The sequence below is a fragment of the Allobosea sp. FW305-C-101 genome (assembly GCF_058783685.1).
This window is the reverse complement of sequence record NZ_JBYSYT010000002.1, coordinates 142,720-161,863: the sequence shown is the minus strand read 5'-3', so window position 1 is coordinate 161,863 and position 19,144 is coordinate 142,720. Positions and strand designations below refer to the sequence as shown.

The window sequence follows — 19,144 nt, the reverse complement described above, 5'->3', positions numbered from 1 at the left end:
CTGAGCGGTCAGGACAGGGCGAGGGCGGCCGGTGCGGGCGCGGCCGGCAGGGCGAGGGGACGCCGCAGGATGGTGCCGCCGCCAAGGACGCGGGAGCCGGAGCCGGCATCGGCATAGATCACGCAAGCCTGGCCAGGCGACACGCCTTCCTCATCGCTGGCGAGCTCGATGCGCAGGCCGTCCGCGTCGCGGAAGAGGCGGGCCTCGCGCGGGGCGCGGGTCGAGCGGACGCGCACGGCGACGTCGAGCCCTTCGGGCGGCAGGGCGTCGAGCGACATCTCCCCCAGCCAGTTGAGGTCGCGCAGGCGAACCTCGCGCACGCTCAGCGCCTCGCGCGGGCCGACGATGACGCGGGCATCGTCGGCGTCGAGGCGCAGCACGTAGAGCGGCTCGCTCGCGCTGATGCCGAGGCCCTTGCGCTGGCCGACGGTGTAATGGAGCACGCCGTCGTGATGGCCGAGGATGCGGCCGTCGAGATGGACGATGTCGCCAGGGCGGGCGGCGCCGGGCTTCAGGCGCTCGATGACATCGGCATAGCGGCCGTTCGGCACGAAGCAGATATCCTGGCTGTCGGGCTTGTCGGCGATGGCGAGGCCGAGCTCGGCCGCGAGCGCGCGGGTCTGCGCCTTGTCGATATGGCCCAGCGGGAAGCGCAGCAGATCGAGCTGCTCCTGCGTCGTGGCATAGAGGAAATAGCTCTGGTCGCGGCTGGCATCGGCGGCACGGAACAGGCCGCGATGGCCGTTGCCGAGATCGCGGCTGAGCACGTAATGGCCGGTCGCCAGCGCGTCGGCGCCGAGCTCCTTGGCGAGGTCGAGCAGGTCGCGGAACTTCACGGTCCGGTTGCACTCGACGCAAGGGATCGGCGTCTCGCCGGCGAGATAACTCTCGGCGAAGCGCTCGATCACGGCGTCGCGGAAGCGGCTCTCGTAGTCGAGGACGTAATGGGGGATGCCGATCGTCTCGGCGACGCGGCGGGCGTCGTGGATATCCTGCCCGGCGCAGCAGGCGCCGGCGCGATGGACGGCGGCGCCATGGTCATAGAGCTGGAGCGTGACGCCGATGACATCGTAGCCCTCGCGCTTGAGCAGGGCTGCGACCACGGAGGAATCGACGCCGCCGGACATCGCTGCGACGACGCGTGTGGCCGCGGGCGGCTTGGCGATGTCGAGGGAATTGCGAAGGGGCGCGGTCATTCTCGGCTGTGTCGTGGCTGGCTCGGGAGGCTCGAAAGGCGGCGTCGGCGCGTCTGCCGGCTCTATACCGGCTTTGCTCGGATGCCGCCAGCAGGATCGGCAAATCCTGCCGGCTTGGGCTTCTGGGACCGGGCTCATATTGCCCGCCCCTCATGTCAGATGGTTCTAAGTCTTTGATTCAGCAAGGGCCGTTTCTGGCTCGCAACTTGCTGGGCCGGGTCGGGCGCGTTGTTGCCCACGTCACGGGACCGTTCATGCCGATCCAGTCTGCGTTCACAAGTCAGGCCCTCGCCGAAGCGCCGGTTACCCGGTCGCGCGCCGGTCAAACCGAGCAGCGCGAGGGCGGCGAGGTCTTTGCGCTGCCCGAAGCCGAGACGGCGACTGCCGGGGCGAGCAAGGCGGGTGCGGCCGGCAAGGCCGCAGCCTCGCCGGAAGCCGCAGCGGCCAAGGATGCGACCGGTGCGGAGCAGGTCGTCGATCCGGCCAAGGTGAAGGCGCAGCTGGATGCTTCGAAGGCAGTCGTCTCACCGGCTGTGCCGACCTCTTCACCTGTCCAGTCCGGCGCGGCCATGCCGCAGGAAGCAAAGACCGATGCGAGCGGGGTCGCGTTCCTGATCGCGATGGCTGCCGCCCAGATGGGCGCGCAGGCCAAGCCTGCCGGCGAAGGCGAGGCGACTGAAACCGGTGAAGCCGCCGGCGAGGCGCAGGACGGTTCGAAGACGGAGGGCAAGGCCGCAGGCGAGGGCGAGACTGCCCCCGCGGCACCCGTTCCTGTTGTCGAAACCCAGACCCCGGCTGTGCCGGTTCCGGTCGCGGTTCTGCCTGCGCTACTGCCGCAGGGCCCGCTCCTGGCGGTCGATGCCGCCGAGGGCGAGGCCGTCGAGGCGATGTCGACCGAGGGGGGCACGAAGAAGGATATCACACGGCCGCACCTCGCTGCCGCAGCCGCAGGATTGCCTGTCGTCGCCATGCCGGCGACGGAACAGGCGCCGGTGGCAGCAGCTGTCACTGGTGAGGCCAAGACCGCGACGGGCGTGCACGCGGTTGGAGCCGCCGGGCAGGGCGTGAAAGAGCTTGCAGATATCCTGGCCAAGGTCGACCAGCCTGCGGCAGCCAGTGGCACGCAGGTGCCCGCCGAGGCTAAGGCGCTTGAGGCTCTCCAGCAGCCGGCAACGCCATTCGACCTCTCGACACTGTTGCAGCAGGCGCCCGGAAAATCCGGGCATGACCGCCTTGTCCAGCCGTTCGATCCGAATGCGGCGGCTGGTAACGTTCCCGGCGCTCCGGGCCAGGGCACGGCGAGCGGCCAGCCGACACCGATCCATGTCGTGCCGATCGAGATCGGCCTGCGCGCTATGTCGGGCTCGCGGCAATTCGACATCCGGCTCGATCCCGATGAACTCGGCCGCGTCGATGTCAGCCTCTCGATCTCCGACAAGGGCGAGGTCAGCGCCAAGCTGGTCGTCGATCGCGTCGAGACCCTGCATCTCCTGCAGCGCGATGCGCGCACGCTGGAGCGTGCCTTCGAACAGGCGGGCTTGAAGCCGTCCGATGCCGGCGTCGACATCACCTTGCGCGATCCGTCCGACCAATCGGCCTTCCGCCAGAACCGCCAGCAGGACGAGGCGCCGCAGCGCGCGCGCCAGCCCGATGGCGCCGATCTGGCCGAGGACGCTCCCCTTTCCATCGACCCCGTCCCGCAGCGCCGCTTCGTCCGGCTCGGCGGCGTCGATCTCAGCATCTGAACGAGGACAAGCGCCATGGCGGTCTCCGGCACATCAGGCACATCGGGCACCAGCAACAGCACGGTGACCGGCTCCACGAGCGGCATTGCCAATAATTTCGATCAGTTCCTGACGCTGTTGACGACGCAGCTCAAGAACCAGTCGCCGCTGGACCCGCTGGACACCAACCAGTTCACCCAGCAGCTCGTGCAGTTCGCCGGCGTCGAGCAGCAGCTCAGGACGAACGAGACGCTCGCCTCCCTGCTTAGCCTCAGCGCGGCAGGGACGGCGACGAACGCGGTCGGGTTCATCGGCTCCACGGTCACGGCCGACGGCGCCACGGCGCGGCTGCTCAACGGCAAAGCCGACTGGAAGGTCACCATGCCCTCCGCGGGCACCGCGACGATCACGATCAAGGATTCCAAGGGCAGCGTGGTCCAGACGGAGACCAGATCGTTCAGCGCCGGCGACCAGACCTATAGCTGGAACGGCACGACCTCCACGGGCAGCAAGGCGGCGGATGGCGAGTACACCGTCACGATCGATGCCAAGAGCGTGGCGGGCGATGCCATCACGGCGAAGACACAGATCAGCGGCGTGGTCGACGGCGTCGATTTCACCTCGTCGATCCCGATGCTCAAGATCGGCGGGATCAGCATCCCGATCGACAAGGTGAAGAGCGTGGTCCGCGGCGATTGAGCGCGGGCGAATCAGTCGTGGACATCCGAGGCGATCGTTTTAGCCAATTCTTAAAACCACCCGCCTATGCTGCCCTCAGTAGCTCTGTTGAGTTGTGTGAGAGTACCATGACCGAGCCATTGCGACCGCGGGTAAAGTACGTGATCGGACCGGACGGAAGTCCGCTGACGATCGCGGACCTGCCCCCGATGAATACCAGGCGCTGGGTCATCCGGCGGAAGGCCGAGGTGGTGGCTGCCGTGCGCGGCGGGCTGCTCAGCCTCGAGGAAGCCTGCCAGCGCTATACGCTGACCGTCGATGAGTTCCTGAGCTGGCAGATGTCGATCGACCAGCACGGCCTCGCCGGCCTTCGGACGACCCGCATCCAGCACTACCGCCAGTAAGAAGCAGATATTTCCGTTTCTTTTCAAAGGCGTCGGCCCGAACAGGGCCGGCGCCTTTGGCGTTTGCACCACCAGAGCGGTTCCGCGCTCCTTGGGAACGCTGAACCGCTCCAAATTCTTGTTTGGCGCATTTTCTTCACGCGAACCGGTGCCCACTTCGTTTGAAAATGCTCTGGCCGGCGAGAAAGATTAACGACCCGCATCCAAAAATTAACCGCCCGCTAACCATGCACTGGGAAAAACTTGCCTAGTGGGTCGGAGCAGGTGCGCCGTCCCTGCGATTCTGTGGGACGGATGACGGCGTGAGCGGCCTGATCGAGCAGTTTGCCAAATTCGGCGCGGCGCGCCTGGCGGCCATGCTGGCCGTCACGCTGGTGCTCGTCGGCTTCTTCGGCTTCGTCATGCTCCGGATGTCACAGCCGGCGATGAGCGTGCTGTTCTCGGAGCTGGGAAGCCAGGACGTCAGCGCCATCCTCAAGGATCTCGATGCGCGCGGCATCAAGTACGAACTGCGCGGCGACGGCCAGACGGTGCTGGTGCCGAAGGCCGACGTGCCGCGTCTGCGGCTCGACCTCGCGAGCAAGGGCATCCCGGCCGGCGGCGGCGTCGGCTACGAGATCTTCGACAAGGGCGACGCCTTCTCCTCGACCAGCTTCGTCCAGAACATCAATCATCTGCGCGCGCTCGAAGGCGAGCTGTCGCGCACCATCCGCTCGATCGGGCGGGTGCAGGCGGCGCGCGTCCATCTCGTCATCCCGGAGCGGCGCCTGTTCGAGCGCGACCGCGAGCCGCCGCGTGCCTCGATCGCGCTCAAGCTTGCCGGCGAGCTCGATGCCGCGCAGGTTCGGGCCGTGCGCCATCTCGTCGCCTCGGCCGTTGATGGCCTGAAGCCGGAGCGGGTCTCGATCGTCGACGAGCGCGGCCGGCTCCTGGCCGACGGCGCCCAGAGCGACCAGGGCCTGATCGGGCTCGGCATCGAGGAGCGCCAGACCGCGATCGAGAAGCGCATCAAGGGCCAGGTCGAGGACATCGTCGCCAGTGTCGTCGGTTACGGCCGGGCGCGGGTGCAGGTCTCGGCCGCGCTCGACACCAACCGCGTCGAGAGCCGCTCCGAGAGCTATGATCCGGAAAGCCGTGTCCTGCGTTCGAGCCAGAACCGCACGGAAGCCTCGACCACGACCGAGGGTGGCAACGGCACGGTCACGGTCGGCAACGAATTGCCGGGCGCGCAGCAGACGCAAGGCGCGCAGCAGAACCAGCGCGAGAACTCCCAGAAGAACGAAGAAGTCGCCAATTACGAGATCTCGCGCACCACCCGTACCGAGGTGCTGGAGGGCGGACGGGTCAAGAAGCTCTCGGTCGCGGTCCTCGTCGACGGCAACTACACCCGCAGCCCGGCCGGCGAGATGGCCTACCAGCCGCGCAACAACGAGGAGCTCGAGCGCATCGGCGAGCTGGTGCGCACCGCAGTCGGCTTCGACCAGGGCCGCGGCGACAAGGTCGAGGTCGTCAACCTGCGCTTTGCCGAGGCGCCCCCGCCGCCGGCCGATCTCACCGAGCAGACGCTGATGCAGCAGCTCACCTCCTTCACCCGGGAGGACCTGATCCGCTTCGCCGAGCTTGCCGTGATCTCGCTGCTCACCGTGATCGTGCTGATGACGGTGGTGCGCCCGCTCCTGAAGCAGGTGCTGGCAGCCGACAACAGCAATGTCCGGGCGATCCCCTCCTTCATGCGCAATGGCGGCGTCCTCGTCGGGCCCGCTGACGCGACCGGCGATCCGGCCGGCAGCGGGCGGGCGATGACGGTTGGCGCCGACGGCGAGCCGCTGCCCATCGACGTCGATGCGGCGCCTTCCGAGCGGATGCTGGCGATCGCCCAGGTCAAGGGGCAACTCAAGGCGCAGTCCGTGGAAAAGATCGGGGCCCTGGTCTCGCAGAATCCGGCCGACTCGGTCGCGGTGCTGCGGAGCTGGATCCACGAGAGATCCGCCGCGTGACGGGGCGCTGAGACATGGCCGATACCCGATCCATCGCGACGCGGAACCCCGGTCTGCCGGACGCCATCGAGGGCGGCGGTTTCGGCGTGACCACCGTCGCCGAGATGACCGGCCCGCAGCGCGCCGCCGTCATCCTGCTCGTGCTCGGCGAGGAGCACGGGCGCAAGATCTGGCAGGAATTCGACGACGACGAGATCCGCATCATCACGCGCGCCATGGCCGAGCTCGGCACGGTCGATGCGGACGAGGTCGAACGCCTGATGCTCGATTTCGTCGGCAAGCTCTCCAGCGCCGGCGCGGTGACGGGCTCCTTCGACCGCACGATCTCGCTGCTCGAGAAGATCCTGCCGACCGATCAGGTCGCGCTGATCATGGAGGAAATCCGGGGCCCTGCCGGCCGCAACATGTGGCAGAAGCTCGGCAATATCGACGCGGTCGTGCTCGCGAACTTCCTCAAGAACGAATACCCGCAGACCATCGCCGTAATCCTCTCGAAGATCCGGGCAGAGCATGCCGCCAACGTGCTGCGCAACCTGCCGAACGACCTCTCGATCGAGGTCGTCGGGCGCATGCTGCGGCTGGAATCGGTGCAGAAGGAAGCGCTCGACCATATCGAGAATACGCTGCGCACCGAGTTCGTCTCGACCCTGACGCAAACCCGCCGCCGCGATCCGCATGAAATGATGGCCGAGATCTTCAACGGCTTCGACCGGCAGACCGAGCTGCGCTTCCTCTCGGCGCTCGACGCCTCGAACCAGGAAGCGGCGGAGCGCATCCGCGCCCTGATGTTCACCTTCGAGGATCTCGGCAAGCTCGATCCGGCCGGGCTGCAGACGCTGGTGAGTCAGGCCGAGAAGGACACGTTGGCGCGCGCGCTCAAGGGCGCCAGCCAGTCGATGCGCGACTTCTTCTTCAGCGCCATGTCGCAGCGCGCCTCCAAGAACATGCAGGACGACCTGGAGTCCATGGGGCCCTTGCGTCTCAAGGAGGTCGACGAGGCGCAGACCAAGCTCGTGCAATTGACCAAGGACCTCGCCGACAAGGGCGAGATCGTGCTGTCCAAGGGCAGCGCCGAAGACGAGTTGGTGTACTGAGATGACGTCCGCGAAGAAATTCCTGTTCGGGACGGATTTCCGCGAGGGCAGCCGCAAGGCCGCCGGCGAGGCCGATATTGCTGCGGCGCGGGCCGAGGGCTTCCATGCCGGGCAGGAGCAGGCGCATCGCGAGGCGCAGGCCCAGCTCGTCGGCCTGACCGGGCAGCTGGCGCGCTCGGCCGAGCGGCTCTTCGCTCAAGAAGCCGCACGCATGGCCGCAATCGAAGAGCATGCGGCCCATGTCGCCATCGTGACGGCGAAGGCGCTGGCCGGGGCGGCGCTGGCGGAGAAGCCGCTGGCCTCGCTGGCGGGAGCCATTCGCGAGTGCTTGAGCCATGCACGCACGGCGCCGCACCTGGTGCTGCGCGTGCATGAGAGCGTGGTCGAGGCAGCCGAGGAATTGGTCCGCAAGCTCGCTGCCGAACACGGCTTCGCCGGCAAGCTGATCGTGCTCGGGCAATCCGACATCACGCCCGGCGACGGGCGCATCGAATGGGCGGAGGGTGGCTTCGTCCTCGACAGCCAGCAACTCGCGGCTCTGGTCGAACAGGCGGTCTCGCGCGTGTTCGGCCAGGGCCATGCGGAACCATGAAGGTCTGAGCCATGAGCCAGGACAACGATCTCAACCTGCCGCCGCTGAACCAGGCCGACCTGTCCTTCGATCAGGGCGACATGTCGGTGGCGCGTTCGGGCCCGGTGCCGGTCAAGACGGCCGAGGATCTGGAGCAGGTCTTCGACGTGCCGGTCACGGTTTCAGCGGTGCTCGGCTCCTCGAAGGTCGCGGTCGGCGACCTGCTCCAGATCGTGCCGGGTGCGGTGCTCGAGCTCGACCGGCGTGTCGGCGAGGCCATCGACATCTTCGTCAACGAGCGGCTGGTCGCGCGCGGCGAGGTCGTCGTCGTCGAGGACCGGCTCGGCGTGACGATGACGGAAATCATCAAGGCGGACCGGTGACGGCCCGCCCCATGACATCGACGAACGGAAGGACCTGAGCCATGCGCCTCATCATTGCCGGCGGTCTCAAGGGACAGATCATCGCAGCCGCCAAGATCGCCATGTCGCATGGCGCGGCCGTGACCCATACCGAGAGCCTCGACCAGACGCTGGCCGTGCTGCGCACCAAGGGCGCCGATCTCCTGATGATCGATGTCGTGCAGCCGATCGCGGCCTATGTCGCGGCGCTGGAAGCCGAGCGCATCCGCACGCCGATCGTCGCCTGCGGTACCTCGACCGATACGCGCGCCGCCGTCGCCGCGATCCAGGCCGGTGCGCGCGAATATGTGCCGCTGCCGCCCGATCCGGAGCTGATCGCGGCCGTGCTGGAGGCGGTCGCCGCCGACCAGTCCAGCCTGATCTGGCGCGACCCGGCGATGGAGCGCGTCGTGCAGCTCGCCTCGCAGATCGCGCGCTCGGAAGCGCCGGTGCTGGTCACCGGCGAGAGCGGCACCGGCAAGGAGGTGATCGCGCGTCACCTGCACCAGAAATCCGGTCGCAAGGACCGCCCCTTCGTCGCGGTGAACTGCGCCGCGATTCCCGACAACTTGCTCGAATCCGAATTGTTCGGCCATGAGAAGGGCGCCTTCACCGGCGCCATCGCGCGCCGTATCGGCAAGTTCGAGGAAGCCAATGGCGGCACGCTGCTGCTCGACGAAATCTCGGAGATGGATGTCCGCCTGCAGGCCAAGCTGCTGCGCGCGCTGCAGGAGCGCATGATCGACCGTGTCGGCGGCACGCAGCCGGTCAAGGTCGACATCCGGATCATCGCGACCTCGAACCGCAACCTTGCCGATGCCGTGCGCGAAGGCTCGTTCCGCGAGGATCTGCTCTACCGGCTGAACGTCGTGCATCTGCGCCTGCCGGCACTGCGCGAGCGGCCGGGCGATATCCTGGTGCTGGCGGATCACTTCGCCAAGAAATATGCGGATCTGAACGGGCTGCCGGCGCGTCCGATCGCGTCCGATGCGCGCAAGCTGCTCTTGACCAGCGCCTGGCGTGGCAATGTCCGCGAGCTGGAGAACACGATGCACCGGGCGGTGCTGCTGGCGAGCGGGACCGAGATCGCGGCCGCGGCTGTGTTGAGCCCAGAAGGGGAGGCGCTGTCGCCGGCGCCGTCGCGCGATCCCGCCGCGCGTGCGGCGCAGACGGCGGAGGCGGTGACGCGTTCGCTGGTGGGGCACACCGTTGCCGATGTCGAGCGCGAGCTGATCCTCGATACGCTCGATCATTGCCTCGGCAATCGCACGCATGCGGCCAAGATTCTGGGGATCTCGATCCGCACGCTGCGCAACAAGCTGAGCGAATATACTTCGGCCGGCATCACGGTGGCCGAGCCGGGTCAGACGCGCATCAGCGCGGCCTGACCCGGGCGCCGGTCAATAGTAGCGCCGGCGATAGTAGTAGCGCGGCCGGGCATAATAGCGCGGGCGGTAGTAGTAGCGCGGGCGCGCATAGTAGCGGGGTCGGGCATAATAGCGCGGCCGGCGGTAATAATAGTACTGGCTGAACTCGGCGTCGGTCTTGTCGAGCGCCTCCTTCATCTCTGCGGTCACGGCCTCCTCGCCCTTGGCGGGTTCGGCTTCCGGCTTCGGCACCAGCTTGGGCTGTGCGGCCTCGGCTGCGGCGATTCCGCCCATGCCGGCCGCGGCGAAACCGCCGACCAATGTCATCAGGAATGAGCGTCTGTCCACGACGGCCTCCAGACTGTTGTTACCACATCTCCAACGACATTCTTAGAGAGGGAATGCCGGCGGGGAATAATGCATTTAAATGATGCTTTGTTCCATTGGGCCCATTTTTGCGCGACATGGTCATGGGCGCTGCCCGGTCAATCGACGGCATTGAGCGGTCTCGCCACGCTTTCGAGCGGCTTGCGCTCGGCCGGGAAGGCGAAGCGCGCGGCGATCGCTGCCGCTACGAGCATCAGCGCCGCGCCCAGCAGATAACCGGCGAAGACGCTGCCGCGCGAACCGGTATCGATCAGGATGCCGAAGAGCCAGGGGCCGGCGATACCGCCGGCGCCGGTACCGATCGCATAGAACATCGCGATGGCGAGAGCCCGCATCTCGACCGGGAAGGTCTCGGAAACGGTGAGATAGGCCGAGCTTGCGGCAGCAGATGCGAAGAAGAAGACGATGCTCCAGCACAAGGTGAGCTGCGAGGCCGTCAGCAGATCCTTCCAGAACAGATAGCCCGTGCCGGTGAGCAGCAGGCCAGACAGCGCATAGGTCGCCGCGATCATCACGCGGCGGCCGATCGTGTCGAAGAGCCGGCCGATCAGGAGGGGGCCGAGGAAGTTGCCGGCGGCGAAGGGGAGAATGAACCAGCCGATGTTCTGCGCGGGCACCGCGTAGAAATCGGTCAAGATCAATGCGTAGGTGAAGAAGATCGCGTTGTAGAAGAAGGCTTGCGACAGCATCAGGGCGAGGCCCACCAGCGCGCGCTCGCGATGGACGACGAAAAGCGCGTGGAAGACCTCGCCGAGCGGGGTCGCGGCGCGTGGGCGCAGGCGGGTCAGCAGCAAGATCTCGCCGGCCGGTGCGACGAAGCCGGCCCGGCGCTCGATATCGGCGACGATCGCCGCGGCGCGCTCGGGCTGGCCATGGCTGATCAGCCAGCGCGGGCTTTCCGGGATCCATTGCCTGAGGAAGAGGATGATCAGGCCGAGCGCCGCGCCGATGAAGAAGGCGAGGCGCCAGCCATATTCGGGATCGATCCAGGCGGGGTCGAGCAGGACGATGGAGCCGAGCGCGCCAATGGCGGCCCCGACCCAGAACGAGCCGTTGATGACGAGATCGGTCCAGCCCCGGACGCGGGCCGGGATCAGCTCCTGGATCGTCGAGTTAATGGCGGTGTATTCGCCGCCGATGCCCATGCCGGTGAGGAAGCGGAAGACGATGAAGCTCGCGACGTTCCAGGAGAAGGCGGTGGCCGCCGTCGCCGCGAGATAGACGAGCACGGTGATCGTGAAGAGCTTCTTGCGGCCGAGCCGGTCGGTGAGCCAGCCGAAGAACACGGCGCCCAGCACCGCGCCGGCGATATAGGCGGCGCCGGCAAGCCCGATCTCGGTATTGGTGAACCTGAGGGCCGGGCTTTCCTTCAGGGCGCCCGAGACCGAGCCGGCAAGCGTGACTTCGAGCCCGTCGAGAATCCAGGTGATGCCGAGGGCGGCGACGACGAGCGTGTGAAAGCGCGACCAGGGCAGGCGGTCGAGCCGGGCGGGCACGTCGGTGGCGATGACGGGCTGTTCGTTTCCCTGGGGCTGGGCCTGTTGCACGGGTTGCCCCCGATCGGAACGGCGCTCTTGCGGCGCTTTGAAAGTCAGGCTGGCGCGGAGATGGCGGCACGGCCGCCATGCGCATGGCGTCGAGAGGCAACGGTGCCCGGCCGAGAAGGTTCCGATGGAGCATTCGGGGACAGGCTCTTGCGGCCCTGCTTAACCAATCATTCACCATAGGCCCGGCAAGAATTGCCGAGCTGCGCCCTGCTTCGGGGCGCGTCCTGTCTTGGACAGGGAACGGGCGTGGGGCGGAACGGTCGATGACCGATGTGACGGCAGGGCAAGGCAGAGGCTTTACCGTTCCCGATCGCGGGGCACTCGGAAAGCTGTTCAACCGTCCCGACCTGTTCCTCGCCATCGGCGTCATGGGCATCCTGGTGGTGCTCGTCTTCCCGATGCCGGCGATCCTGCTCGACCTGATGCTGGCACTGTCGATCATCGTGTCGGTTCTGGTGCTGATGACCGCGCTCTTCATCGAGGAGCCGCTGGAGTTCTCGGCCTTTCCGACCGTGCTGCTGATCGTCACCATGTTCCGGCTGGCGCTGAACCTTGCTTCGACGCGCCTGATCCTCGCCCATGGCCATGAAGGCACGGCGGCTGCGGGCCATGTCATCGAGGCCTTCGCCGGCTTCGTGATGAGCGGCAATTTCGTGATCGGCGTGATCGTCTTCACGATCCTGATCATCGTGAACTTCGTCGTCATCACCAAAGGCTCGGGCCGTATCGCCGAGGTCGCTGCCCGCTTCAGCCTCGACGCCATGCCCGGCAAGCAGATGGCGATCGACGCCGACCTGTCCGCTGGCCTGATCGACCAGGAGACCGCGAAGGTTCGCCGCAGGGCGCTGGAAGACGAATCCTCCTTCTTCGGCTCGATGGACGGTGCCTCGAAATTCGTGCGCGGCGACGCCATCGCCGGCCTGCTGATCACCTTCATCAACGTGCTCGGCGGCATCGTCATCGGCGTCGCGCAGCAGGGGCTGAGCTTCGGACAGGCCGCGACGAATTATACCCTGCTTACCGTCGGCGATGGCCTCGTCAGCCAGGTCCCGGCGCTGATCGTCTCGACCGCGGCCGGCCTGCTCGTCTCGAAATCCGGCGTGCGCGGCGCGGCCGACAAGGCGCTCGGCAAGCAGCTCTCGGGCTATCCCAAGGCGCTGGGCATGTCTGCGGCGGTGATGCTGCTGATCGCGCTGCTGCCGGGCATACCGATGCTTCCCTTCCTCGCGCTGGCAGGTGGCGCAGGTTACCTGGCCTATCGTTTCGGCAAGGCGGCCAAGGCCCGCGAGGCGGAGCTGGGCCTGCTCGATCCGGCGCAGGCCGGCGGCGCGGTCTCGGCGGACGGCACGCCGCGCGAGGAGACGCTGAACGACCTCCTCAAGATGGACGAGCTCAAGATCGAGATCGGCTACGGGCTCCTGCCGCTGGTGAATGCGCCGAGCGGGCAGGATCGATTGACCGATCAGGTCCGGGCGCTGCGCCGGCAGCTCGCGGCCGAACTCGGCTTCGTCATGCCGGCGGTGCGCATCGTCGACAACGTCCAGCTCGAGGCGAACCACTACTTCATCAAGATCAAGGAGATCGATGCCGGGCAGGGCATCGTCTATGCCGGCCAGTACATGGCGATGGACCCGATGGGCGGCGCCGTGAACCTGCCAGGCCACAATGTACTGGAGCCGACCTTCGGCCTGCCGGCGACCTGGATCGACGCGGCATTGCAGGACGAGGCGCAGTTGCGCGGCTACACCGTGGTCGATGCCGCCACCGTGATCTCGACGCATCTCACCGAGGTGCTGAAGTCGAACATGCCCGAGCTGCTCTCGCATTCCGAGGTGCAGAAGCTGCTGCGTGAATTGCCGAAGGACCATGCCGATCTCGTCAAGGAGATCGTGCCGAGCCAGATCTCGACCACCGGCATCCAGCGTGTGCTCCAGCTCCTGCTCTCCGAGCGCATCTCGATCCGCGACTTGCCGACGATCATCGAGGGCATTGCAGAGGTCTCGTCGGGGATGCGCAACCCGCGCGAGATCGCCGAGCATGTCCGCGCCCGGCTTGCCCGCCAGATCTGTGCACAGTTCTCGAACGGGCTCGGCGTGCTGCCGATCATCACCTTGTCGCCGGCCTGGGAAGGCGTCTTCGCCGAGTCGATCATCGGCCAGGGCGAGGATCGCCATCTCGCCATGCAGCCCTCGCGCCTGCAGGAATTCGTGCATCACGTCCGCGACAAGTTCGAGGATGCGGCGCGCATCGGCGAGATGCCGGCGCTGGTCACCTCGGCGATGGCGCGGCCCTTCGCCCGCCAGATCATCGAGCGCTTCCGCCGGGAGACGCCGGTGCTGTCGCAGGCGGAAATCCACCCGCGCGTGCGCCTCAAGACGGTCGGCAGCGTCTGAGGCTCGCCTCCGCTTTCCACGGGGCGCCGATGCCTGCGGCGCAATGGTCAGGCTGAGGGCCCGAGGCTAAGCGGGAGAGATGTCGCGCAACGCCGCCCTCTTCGCTGTCATGTGCCTCGTCTGGGGACTGACCTGGTTGCCGGTCAAGGTCGGGTCGATGCATGTCCCGCCCATCTTCCTGGCGGCGGCCCGCTTTTCGCTCGCGGGGCTCATCATGCTGCTCTGGGCCGGGCGCGATGCGTCGAAGGTTTCGGCCGGGGCCTGGCCCCGGTTGATTGCTACTGCGCTTTTGCTCAACACCGCCAATTACGCGCTGCTGTTCTGGGGCACGAAGCACGCGCCGAGCGGGCTCGCGGCCATCGTCAATTTCGCGACCATTCCGATCTACACGCTGCTGGCCAGCCGTGCGATCGAAGGCGTGCGGATCGACGGGCGCAAGATCGCGGCGATCGCGCTCGGCACCGTGGGCCTGGGCTTCCTGTTCGCGACGCGGGCGATGGGCGGGCTCTCGGCGGCGCATGGCGATCCGCTGGAGGCGATGGGGCTCGCGGCCGTGGCCGGCGGCACGCTGTTCTATTGCGTCGGCGCCGTGCTCTCGCGGCCGATCGCCGGGACGATGCCGACATTGACGCTCGCCGGCTGGCAGACGCTGATCGGCGGCATCGGGCTGACCGTTGTCTCGCTCACGCTGGAGCCGGTCGGTCTTGCCGATGTCAGGGCGCTGGCAAGCTGGCCGGTGCTGCCCGCCGTGCTCTTCCTGATCGTCGGCGGTTCGCTGATGGGTTTCACCATCTATATGCGGCTGCTGCGTGACTGGGGCGCCTTCCGGGCCGGGCTCTATGCCTTCGTCAGCCCGGCCATCGCGGTTGCGGTCGGCGTCGTCGCGTTGAGCGAGCCCTTCGGCTGGTCGGAAGCCATCGGTGCGCTGCTGATGTTCGGCGCGGCGGCGATCGCGCTCAAGCGATAGGGCGTCATTCTCGGGCGAAGCGAAGCGCAGAGCCCCGAGAATCTCTTCCAGGATAAGACGCTCTTTTCGGCATGAGATGCTCGGGTCAAGCCCGAGCATGACCGCTGTTTCTACGGCGGCGGGGCGATGCGGGTGCTGCGCTTGAGCTGGGCTCGCTCGAAGGCGAGCACGATCGGCAGCGAGAAGACCAGCGGCAGGATGAGATAGAACATCCGCCAGACCAGCAGCGCCGCGAAGACGGCCGGCGCCGGAACGCCCGGCATCACCGCGAGGAAGACCGCCTCCATCACGCCGACGCCGCCGGGGACCTGGCTGAGCAGGCCTGCCGAGAACGAGAGCAGGAAGGCGCCGAGCACGATCAGGAAACCCGGATTGCCCTGGTCCGGCAGGGCGAAATAGATGATGCCGGCGGCGCCCGCGAGTTCCAGCGGGGCTGCGAGATATTGCCGGGCGACGATCGGCAGGCGCGGGTAGATGATCTCGAACTTGCCGATCTTCAGCGGTTTGAAGCGCAGCCACGAGCCGACCGTGTAAAGCGCGACGAAGGCGAGCATGCCGATGCCGATCAGCCGCGCGGTGTTGTCGGTGATCGCGAACCATTTCGACATCCGCTCCAGCGGATGCAGGATCTGCGGCTCGTAGAGGAGCACGAGCCCCATCAGGAAGATGGTGCCGAAGGCGAAGGTGAAGGAGCAGAGCGCGACGAGCACCGCGACCTCCGCCGCCGTCAGGCCCTTCGCCGTATAGGCGCGGTAGCGCACCATGCCGCCCGAGAAGACCGAGGCGCCGATATTGTGCGAGAGCGCATAGGTCACGAAGGAGCAGAGCGAGATATAGAACCAGGAGATGCCCTTCTCCTTGCCGAGATGGATCAGGGCGATGCGGTCGTACCAGGCGAGCGCGGCATAGGCGACCAGTGTCGCGAGCGCTGCGTGGAGGAAGGCTTCCGGCGGAATCACCGCGATCTTGTGGCCGATGCGGTGGGCGATGATCTTGATGCTCTGCCAGAGCCCGGCATCTGCGAGCAGCGCCTCGATCGTGGCGTCCGAGCCGGCCTCGGCCTTGAGCTTGTCCCAGAGCAGTTCGACGGACCAGATGACCGCGACGAGCCCGATGATCGGCCAGAGATAGTCGAGATAGCGTTTCATGAAAGGCCGCGGGCTCGGAACAAGATGGTGACGGGTCGGGGGCCCACGTCGTCACCGCTGCGGCGCGAACCTATCCCCTCTGTGCCAGCGGGGGAGGGCGAGGGCAAGCGTTTGAGCCTGCTCACCCTCACCCAAGGTCAGGGGCGCGAAGCGGCGGTCACTTGCCGTTCTTCTTCAGCCAGTCCTGCATCATCGCGACCTCCTTCTCCTGGTCGCGGATGACGCTCTCGGCGAGCTTGCGGATTTCCGGGTCCTTGCCATGGGCGAGGACGATCTTGGCCATGTCGATCGCGCCCTGATGATGCGGGATCATGCCACGGACGAAATCGGCATCGGCATCACCGGAATAGGGGATGTCCATGTCCTTGTGCATCTTCGCATTGGCGTCGCGATAGGCCTTGGTCGAGGCGCTGTCGCCGGGCTTGGCCGTCGCAGCCGAGGCACCGTGGCCGGCATGGCCGCCATGGGACTGCTGGGCCTGGGCCGCGCCGGCAAGCAGGCCGGCGGCGAGAAGGGCTGCCAGGACGGTGGCGGTGCGGTTCATCTCGTCTCATCCTCGATCGGGCGTGAAGGCGGATCGCGCTTCGCAAGCGCTTCGATCCATCGTGATGTCCGGCCGGGGAGGCAGGACGGGGCGCGATGCCGTGACGCCGGGCATGCATCGGCATGCGGTGATCTTTCGACCTCGATCATGTCATGATCGCGGCAGATTCCCTGCGAGCCGCCGAACAGCCCTTCATGACCCAGAACCTGACCATCACCCTGACCGGTACGACCGACCTGCCGCCCGGCAAGATCGCGACGATCGTGACTTCGCTCGAAATGTTCGCGCGGCCGCCGGAGCGCCCCGATCCGGCCGGGATCGAAGGTTTTTCGCTTGATGCGATCGGACGCTCCGATGTCGAGCGCTATCTCGCCGTCTACCGCCTGCTAGGCGAGCGCTGGATGTGGTTCAGCCGCCTGACGAAGCCGCGCGCCGAGATCGAGGCGATCCTCGCCGACCCGGCGGTCGAGCTCTACGCGATTCGCTTCGAGGGGCGCGATGTCGGCCTGCTCGAGCTGGATTTTCGCGTGCCGGGCGAGGGCGAGCTTGCCTTCTTCGGGCTCGACGAGGCCGTGGTCGGCAAGGGTGCCGGCCGGTGGCTGATGAACCGGGCGCTGGCGCTGGCCTGGGCCAAGCCGATTGCGCGCTTCTGGGTGCATACCTGCACGCTCGACCACCCGGCTGCGCTCGCCTTCTACCAGCGCTCGGGCTTCACGGTGTTCAAGCGCGGGGTCGAGGTCGACGACGACCCGCGCCTCACCGGCAAGATGCGGCGGGACTCCGTCGAACACCATCCCGTCATCGCATGAAAAAAAGGGCGGCGCCCGCGAGGACGCCGCCCTTTTTGTGAACGCCTGGAACCTGCTTCAGACGCGCGAGCGCAGCCCGATCGCGTCCATGCTGGCCTGGTCGCGGGCGGCTTCCGCCGCGCGTTCCGAGGCGCGCTCGCGATCGTCGAGAATCTCGACCTTCTTCATGTCCTCGAAGGCTTCCTGCAACTCGGCCTTGGCCTCGTCGAGCTGGCCCTTCAGGTTGTCCGCTGACTGGCGCAGGTTGTCGCGGCGGCCGAGGGCTGCCTTGGCATAGGTCGGATAGGCAAAATGGGCGGGGTCCGCGATGCCGGCACGGGATTCCTCGGCCTGAATCTCGCGATCGAGATCGCTCGCCATCCGGTGAAAATCGGCGATCATCATCTCGATCTGGCTTACCCGGCGACGTTTCTCGTCGACCTGGAAGCGCTTGAGCCGAAGAAGCGTCTCTCGCGACTTCATGTCGTTTTCAACTCCTGATTACGCATCGGCGCTGCCGACCCCTCGGCGCACGCCAGAACTCCATCCGCGAGACGAGGAGCAACATGGCGCAAGGAGGTTGACCTTTCCTTACCGGAACGGGCTGCCTTTGACGCATGATCCGCCCGCGTTCCGGCTGCTGCCGCCGACTGTCGGGATCATCTAGTGAGTGAGGGAGCGTGGCCGTTCGGCCGATTTGCCTCCCGCGGATATCCTGTCTTGGCTGCCTCTTCTCGTTTCGGCGGGCATGGCCCCCTGCTTTCCGGCCTGGCGCTGACCCGCATCATCGGCTGGGGCTCGACCTTCTATTCGCCCTCGGTTCTGGTCGGCGCGCTCGATCGCGAGATCGGACTCAATGCCGAGATCGTCTTCGGCGGCATCACCATCCTGCTGATCACCGGGGCGCTGGTCGCGCCCGCGATCGGGCGCGTGCTCGACCGCGAGGGCACGCGGCGCTCGATGTGCATGGGCGCGGTGATCTGCGCGCTCGGGCTCGGCGTGCTGTCGCTGGCGCAGGGGCCGGTGAGCTATCTCGCGAGCTGGTTCGTGATCGGGCTCGGCCACGCGATGTCGCTCGCCAATACCGGCAACGTCACGATCTCCCAATTGATGGGTGACCGGACACGGCGTGTGATCGGCCTGATGATGCTGGTCACAGGGCTCGCCTCCAGCGTGTTCTGGCCCCTGACCGCGGCACTGATGAACGCCTACGGCTGGCGGACGACCTTGCTCATCTTCGCTGGAATGCAGCTCCTGATCGTGCTGCCGATCTATGCGGCGATCCCGCGCTATCACCGCATTGCCACGCCGGCGGCCGCCTCGTCGACCGTTCAGGGGGCTGGATCGGCGGGCGAGCATGGCAGCGTGCCGGCGCATGCGCGGCGGGCGGCCTTCTGGCTGGTGGCGCTCGCCTTTTCCGCCAGCGGGCTCGTTTCCTGGGGCCTGCCGCTGCATTTGATCAGCCTGTTCCAGGAGGCCGGGCTGACGCAGGCCGAGGCCGTCTGGGTCGCGACGCTCAGCGGGCCGGCGACGCTCGCCGCCCGCGCCATCGATGCGACTTTGGGTGAGCGGCTGCCGGCGGAGAAGGTCGCGCTGTTCGGCTTGCTGCTGGGGCCGGTCCTGTGCCTGGCGCTGCCCTTCGTCGCGATGACGATCACGGCGGCTGCGATCTTCGTCACGCTGTTCAGCGCGGCGCTCGGCGTGATCTCGATCGCACGAGCGACGCTGCCACTGGCCCTGTTCGGCCGCAATGGCTTCGCGACGATGCTCGGCAAGCTCACCGTGCCGCAGAACATGACTTTCGCGGTGGCGCCGCTACTCTTCGCGGTAATGGTCGAGCGGCTTGGTGCCAGCCCGACGCTGATGATCTCGGCGGCGATTCAGGCGATCGGCTTCGCCGCGATGTTCGCGTTGGTGCGGATGGTGGCGCGCGGCTGA

At 67.0% G+C, this 19,144-nt stretch carries 18 protein-coding genes; 12 read left to right on the top strand and 6 right to left on the bottom strand.

Annotation, left to right across the window (positions count from 1 at the left end; translation table 11 throughout):
• Window positions 1–8: 8 nt before the first annotated feature.
• Entirely contained in the window at window positions 9–1,196 is a 1,188-nt protein-coding gene (gene mnmA, locus AC3WMA_RS08215) for a tRNA 2-thiouridine(34) synthase MnmA (protein WP_492284911.1), read from the bottom strand.
• Between the two features lie 254 nt (window positions 1,197–1,450).
• Here mnmA and AC3WMA_RS08210 point away from each other — a divergent pair, with 254 nt between their 5' ends.
• The 8 genes from AC3WMA_RS08210 (at window position 1,451) to flbD (ending at window position 9,453) form a co-directional block, all read left to right on the top strand.
• Complete coding sequence (locus tag AC3WMA_RS08210; RefSeq protein ID WP_492284910.1) at window positions 1,451–2,941, top strand: flagellar hook-length control protein FliK; 1,491 nt, start codon at window positions 1,451–1,453, stop codon at window positions 2,939–2,941.
• Window positions 2,942–2,956: 15 nt separating this feature from the next.
• Complete coding sequence (locus AC3WMA_RS08205; RefSeq protein WP_492284909.1) at window positions 2,957–3,619, top strand: flagellar hook assembly protein FlgD; 663 nt, start codon at window positions 2,957–2,959, stop codon at window positions 3,617–3,619.
• Window positions 3,620–3,726: 107 nt separating this feature from the next.
• Entirely contained in the window at window positions 3,727–4,002 is a 276-nt protein-coding gene (sciP, locus tag AC3WMA_RS08200; protein WP_038359348.1) for a CtrA inhibitor SciP, read from the top strand.
• 302 nt (window positions 4,003–4,304) lie between these two features.
• Window positions 4,305–5,999 (top strand): flagellar basal-body MS-ring/collar protein FliF, encoded by a 1,695-nt coding sequence (gene fliF, locus AC3WMA_RS08195; RefSeq protein WP_492284908.1) that lies wholly within the window; start codon window positions 4,305–4,307, stop codon window positions 5,997–5,999.
• A 104-nt stretch (window positions 6,000–6,103) separates the two neighbouring features.
• On the top strand, window positions 6,104–7,093 hold the full coding sequence (fliG, locus tag AC3WMA_RS08190) for a flagellar motor switch protein FliG (protein ID WP_492286072.1): 990 nt from the start codon (window positions 6,104–6,106) through the stop codon (window positions 7,091–7,093).
• A gap of 1 nt (window position 7,094) precedes the next feature.
• A complete protein-coding gene (locus tag AC3WMA_RS08185) occupies window positions 7,095–7,685 on the top strand; it encodes a FliH/SctL family protein (protein ID WP_492284907.1) in 591 nt (196 codons plus the stop codon).
• 11 nt (window positions 7,686–7,696) lie between these two features.
• Window positions 7,697–8,047 carry a flagellar motor switch protein FliN gene (gene fliN / locus AC3WMA_RS08180; RefSeq protein WP_492284906.1) on the top strand — a complete coding sequence of 117 codons (351 nt, stop codon included), beginning with the start codon at window positions 7,697–7,699 and terminating at the stop codon, window positions 8,045–8,047.
• 41 nt (window positions 8,048–8,088) lie between these two features.
• Window positions 8,089–9,453 carry a sigma-54-dependent transcriptional regulator FlbD gene (gene flbD, locus AC3WMA_RS08175; protein WP_492284905.1) on the top strand — a complete coding sequence of 455 codons (1,365 nt, stop codon included), beginning with the start codon at window positions 8,089–8,091 and terminating at the stop codon, window positions 9,451–9,453.
• A gap of 12 nt (window positions 9,454–9,465) precedes the next feature.
• Here the strand turns inward: flbD and AC3WMA_RS08170 are convergent, their stop codons facing one another.
• Window positions 9,466–9,780 (bottom strand): hypothetical protein, encoded by a 315-nt coding sequence (locus AC3WMA_RS08170; RefSeq protein ID WP_492284904.1) that lies wholly within the window; start codon window positions 9,778–9,780, stop codon window positions 9,466–9,468.
• 137 nt (window positions 9,781–9,917) lie between these two features.
• On the bottom strand, window positions 9,918–11,366 hold the full coding sequence (locus AC3WMA_RS08165; protein ID WP_492284903.1) for an MFS transporter: 1,449 nt from the start codon (window positions 11,364–11,366) through the stop codon (window positions 9,918–9,920).
• A 263-nt stretch (window positions 11,367–11,629) separates the two neighbouring features.
• On the opposite strand from AC3WMA_RS08165, the gene flhA reads away from it, so the two are divergent.
• The gene (gene flhA / locus AC3WMA_RS08160; RefSeq protein WP_492284902.1) at window positions 11,630–13,759 is read left to right on the top strand and encodes a flagellar biosynthesis protein FlhA; all 2,130 of its coding nucleotides are present in this window, start codon (window positions 11,630–11,632) and stop codon (window positions 13,757–13,759) included.
• Window positions 13,760–13,838: 79 nt separating this feature from the next.
• Window positions 13,839–14,726, top strand: a complete 888-nt coding sequence (locus tag AC3WMA_RS08155) for a DMT family transporter (protein ID WP_492284901.1) — start codon at window positions 13,839–13,841, stop codon at window positions 14,724–14,726.
• A 110-nt stretch (window positions 14,727–14,836) separates the two neighbouring features.
• On the opposite strand, the gene AC3WMA_RS08150 is transcribed toward AC3WMA_RS08155, so the two are convergent.
• A complete protein-coding gene (locus tag AC3WMA_RS08150; RefSeq protein ID WP_492284900.1) occupies window positions 14,837–15,874 on the bottom strand; it encodes a lysylphosphatidylglycerol synthase transmembrane domain-containing protein in 1,038 nt (345 codons plus the stop codon).
• 157 nt (window positions 15,875–16,031) lie between these two features.
• The gene (gene copM, locus AC3WMA_RS08145) at window positions 16,032–16,418 is read right to left on the bottom strand and encodes a CopM family metallochaperone (protein ID WP_492284899.1); all 387 of its coding nucleotides are present in this window, start codon (window positions 16,416–16,418) and stop codon (window positions 16,032–16,034) included.
• 152 nt (window positions 16,419–16,570) lie between these two features.
• On the opposite strand from copM, the gene AC3WMA_RS08140 reads away from it, so the two are divergent.
• Complete coding sequence (locus AC3WMA_RS08140) at window positions 16,571–17,227, top strand: GNAT family N-acetyltransferase (protein ID WP_492284898.1); 657 nt, start codon at window positions 16,571–16,573, stop codon at window positions 17,225–17,227.
• Window positions 17,228–17,284: 57 nt separating this feature from the next.
• Here AC3WMA_RS08140 and fliJ read toward each other — a convergent pair whose 3' ends face one another.
• Window positions 17,285–17,689, bottom strand: coding sequence for a flagellar export protein FliJ (gene fliJ, locus AC3WMA_RS08135; RefSeq protein WP_492284897.1), 405 nt, complete (start codon window positions 17,687–17,689; stop codon window positions 17,285–17,287).
• A 237-nt stretch (window positions 17,690–17,926) separates the two neighbouring features.
• Here fliJ and AC3WMA_RS08130 point away from each other — a divergent pair, with 237 nt between their 5' ends.
• Window positions 17,927–19,144, top strand: a complete 1,218-nt coding sequence (locus AC3WMA_RS08130) for an MFS transporter (protein WP_492284896.1) — start codon at window positions 17,927–17,929, stop codon at window positions 19,142–19,144.

What these genes read in the sequence shown, in the direction of transcription:
- AC3WMA_RS08210 (WP_492284910.1), top strand. Translation starts at nt 1,451, where the DNA reads ATGCCGATCCAGTCTGCGTTCACAAGTCAGGCCCTCGCCGAAGCGCCG.
- AC3WMA_RS08185 (WP_492284907.1), top strand. Translation starts at nt 7,095, where the DNA reads ATGACGTCCGCGAAGAAATTCCTGTTCGGGACGGATTTCCGCGAGGGC.
- fliG (WP_492286072.1), top strand. Translation starts at nt 6,104, where the DNA reads ATGACCGGCCCGCAGCGCGCCGCCGTCATCCTGCTCGTGCTCGGCGAG.
- sciP (WP_038359348.1), top strand. Translation starts at nt 3,727, where the DNA reads ATGACCGAGCCATTGCGACCGCGGGTAAAGTACGTGATCGGACCGGAC.
- flbD (WP_492284905.1), top strand. Translation starts at nt 8,089, where the DNA reads ATGCGCCTCATCATTGCCGGCGGTCTCAAGGGACAGATCATCGCAGCC.
- flhA (WP_492284902.1), top strand. Translation starts at nt 11,630, where the DNA reads ATGACCGATGTGACGGCAGGGCAAGGCAGAGGCTTTACCGTTCCCGAT.
- copM (WP_492284899.1), bottom strand. Translation starts at nt 16,418, where the DNA reads ATGAACCGCACCGCCACCGTCCTGGCAGCCCTTCTCGCCGCCGGCCTG.
- fliN (WP_492284906.1), top strand. Translation starts at nt 7,697, where the DNA reads ATGAGCCAGGACAACGATCTCAACCTGCCGCCGCTGAACCAGGCCGAC.
- fliJ (WP_492284897.1), bottom strand. Translation starts at nt 17,689, where the DNA reads ATGAAGTCGCGAGAGACGCTTCTTCGGCTCAAGCGCTTCCAGGTCGAC.
- AC3WMA_RS08150 (WP_492284900.1), bottom strand. Translation starts at nt 15,874, where the DNA reads ATGAAACGCTATCTCGACTATCTCTGGCCGATCATCGGGCTCGTCGCG.
- AC3WMA_RS08155 (WP_492284901.1), top strand. Translation starts at nt 13,839, where the DNA reads ATGTCGCGCAACGCCGCCCTCTTCGCTGTCATGTGCCTCGTCTGGGGA.
- mnmA (WP_492284911.1), bottom strand. Translation starts at nt 1,196, where the DNA reads ATGACCGCGCCCCTTCGCAATTCCCTCGACATCGCCAAGCCGCCCGCG.
- AC3WMA_RS08140 (WP_492284898.1), top strand. Translation starts at nt 16,571, where the DNA reads ATGATCGCGGCAGATTCCCTGCGAGCCGCCGAACAGCCCTTCATGACC.
- AC3WMA_RS08205 (WP_492284909.1), top strand. Translation starts at nt 2,957, where the DNA reads ATGGCGGTCTCCGGCACATCAGGCACATCGGGCACCAGCAACAGCACG.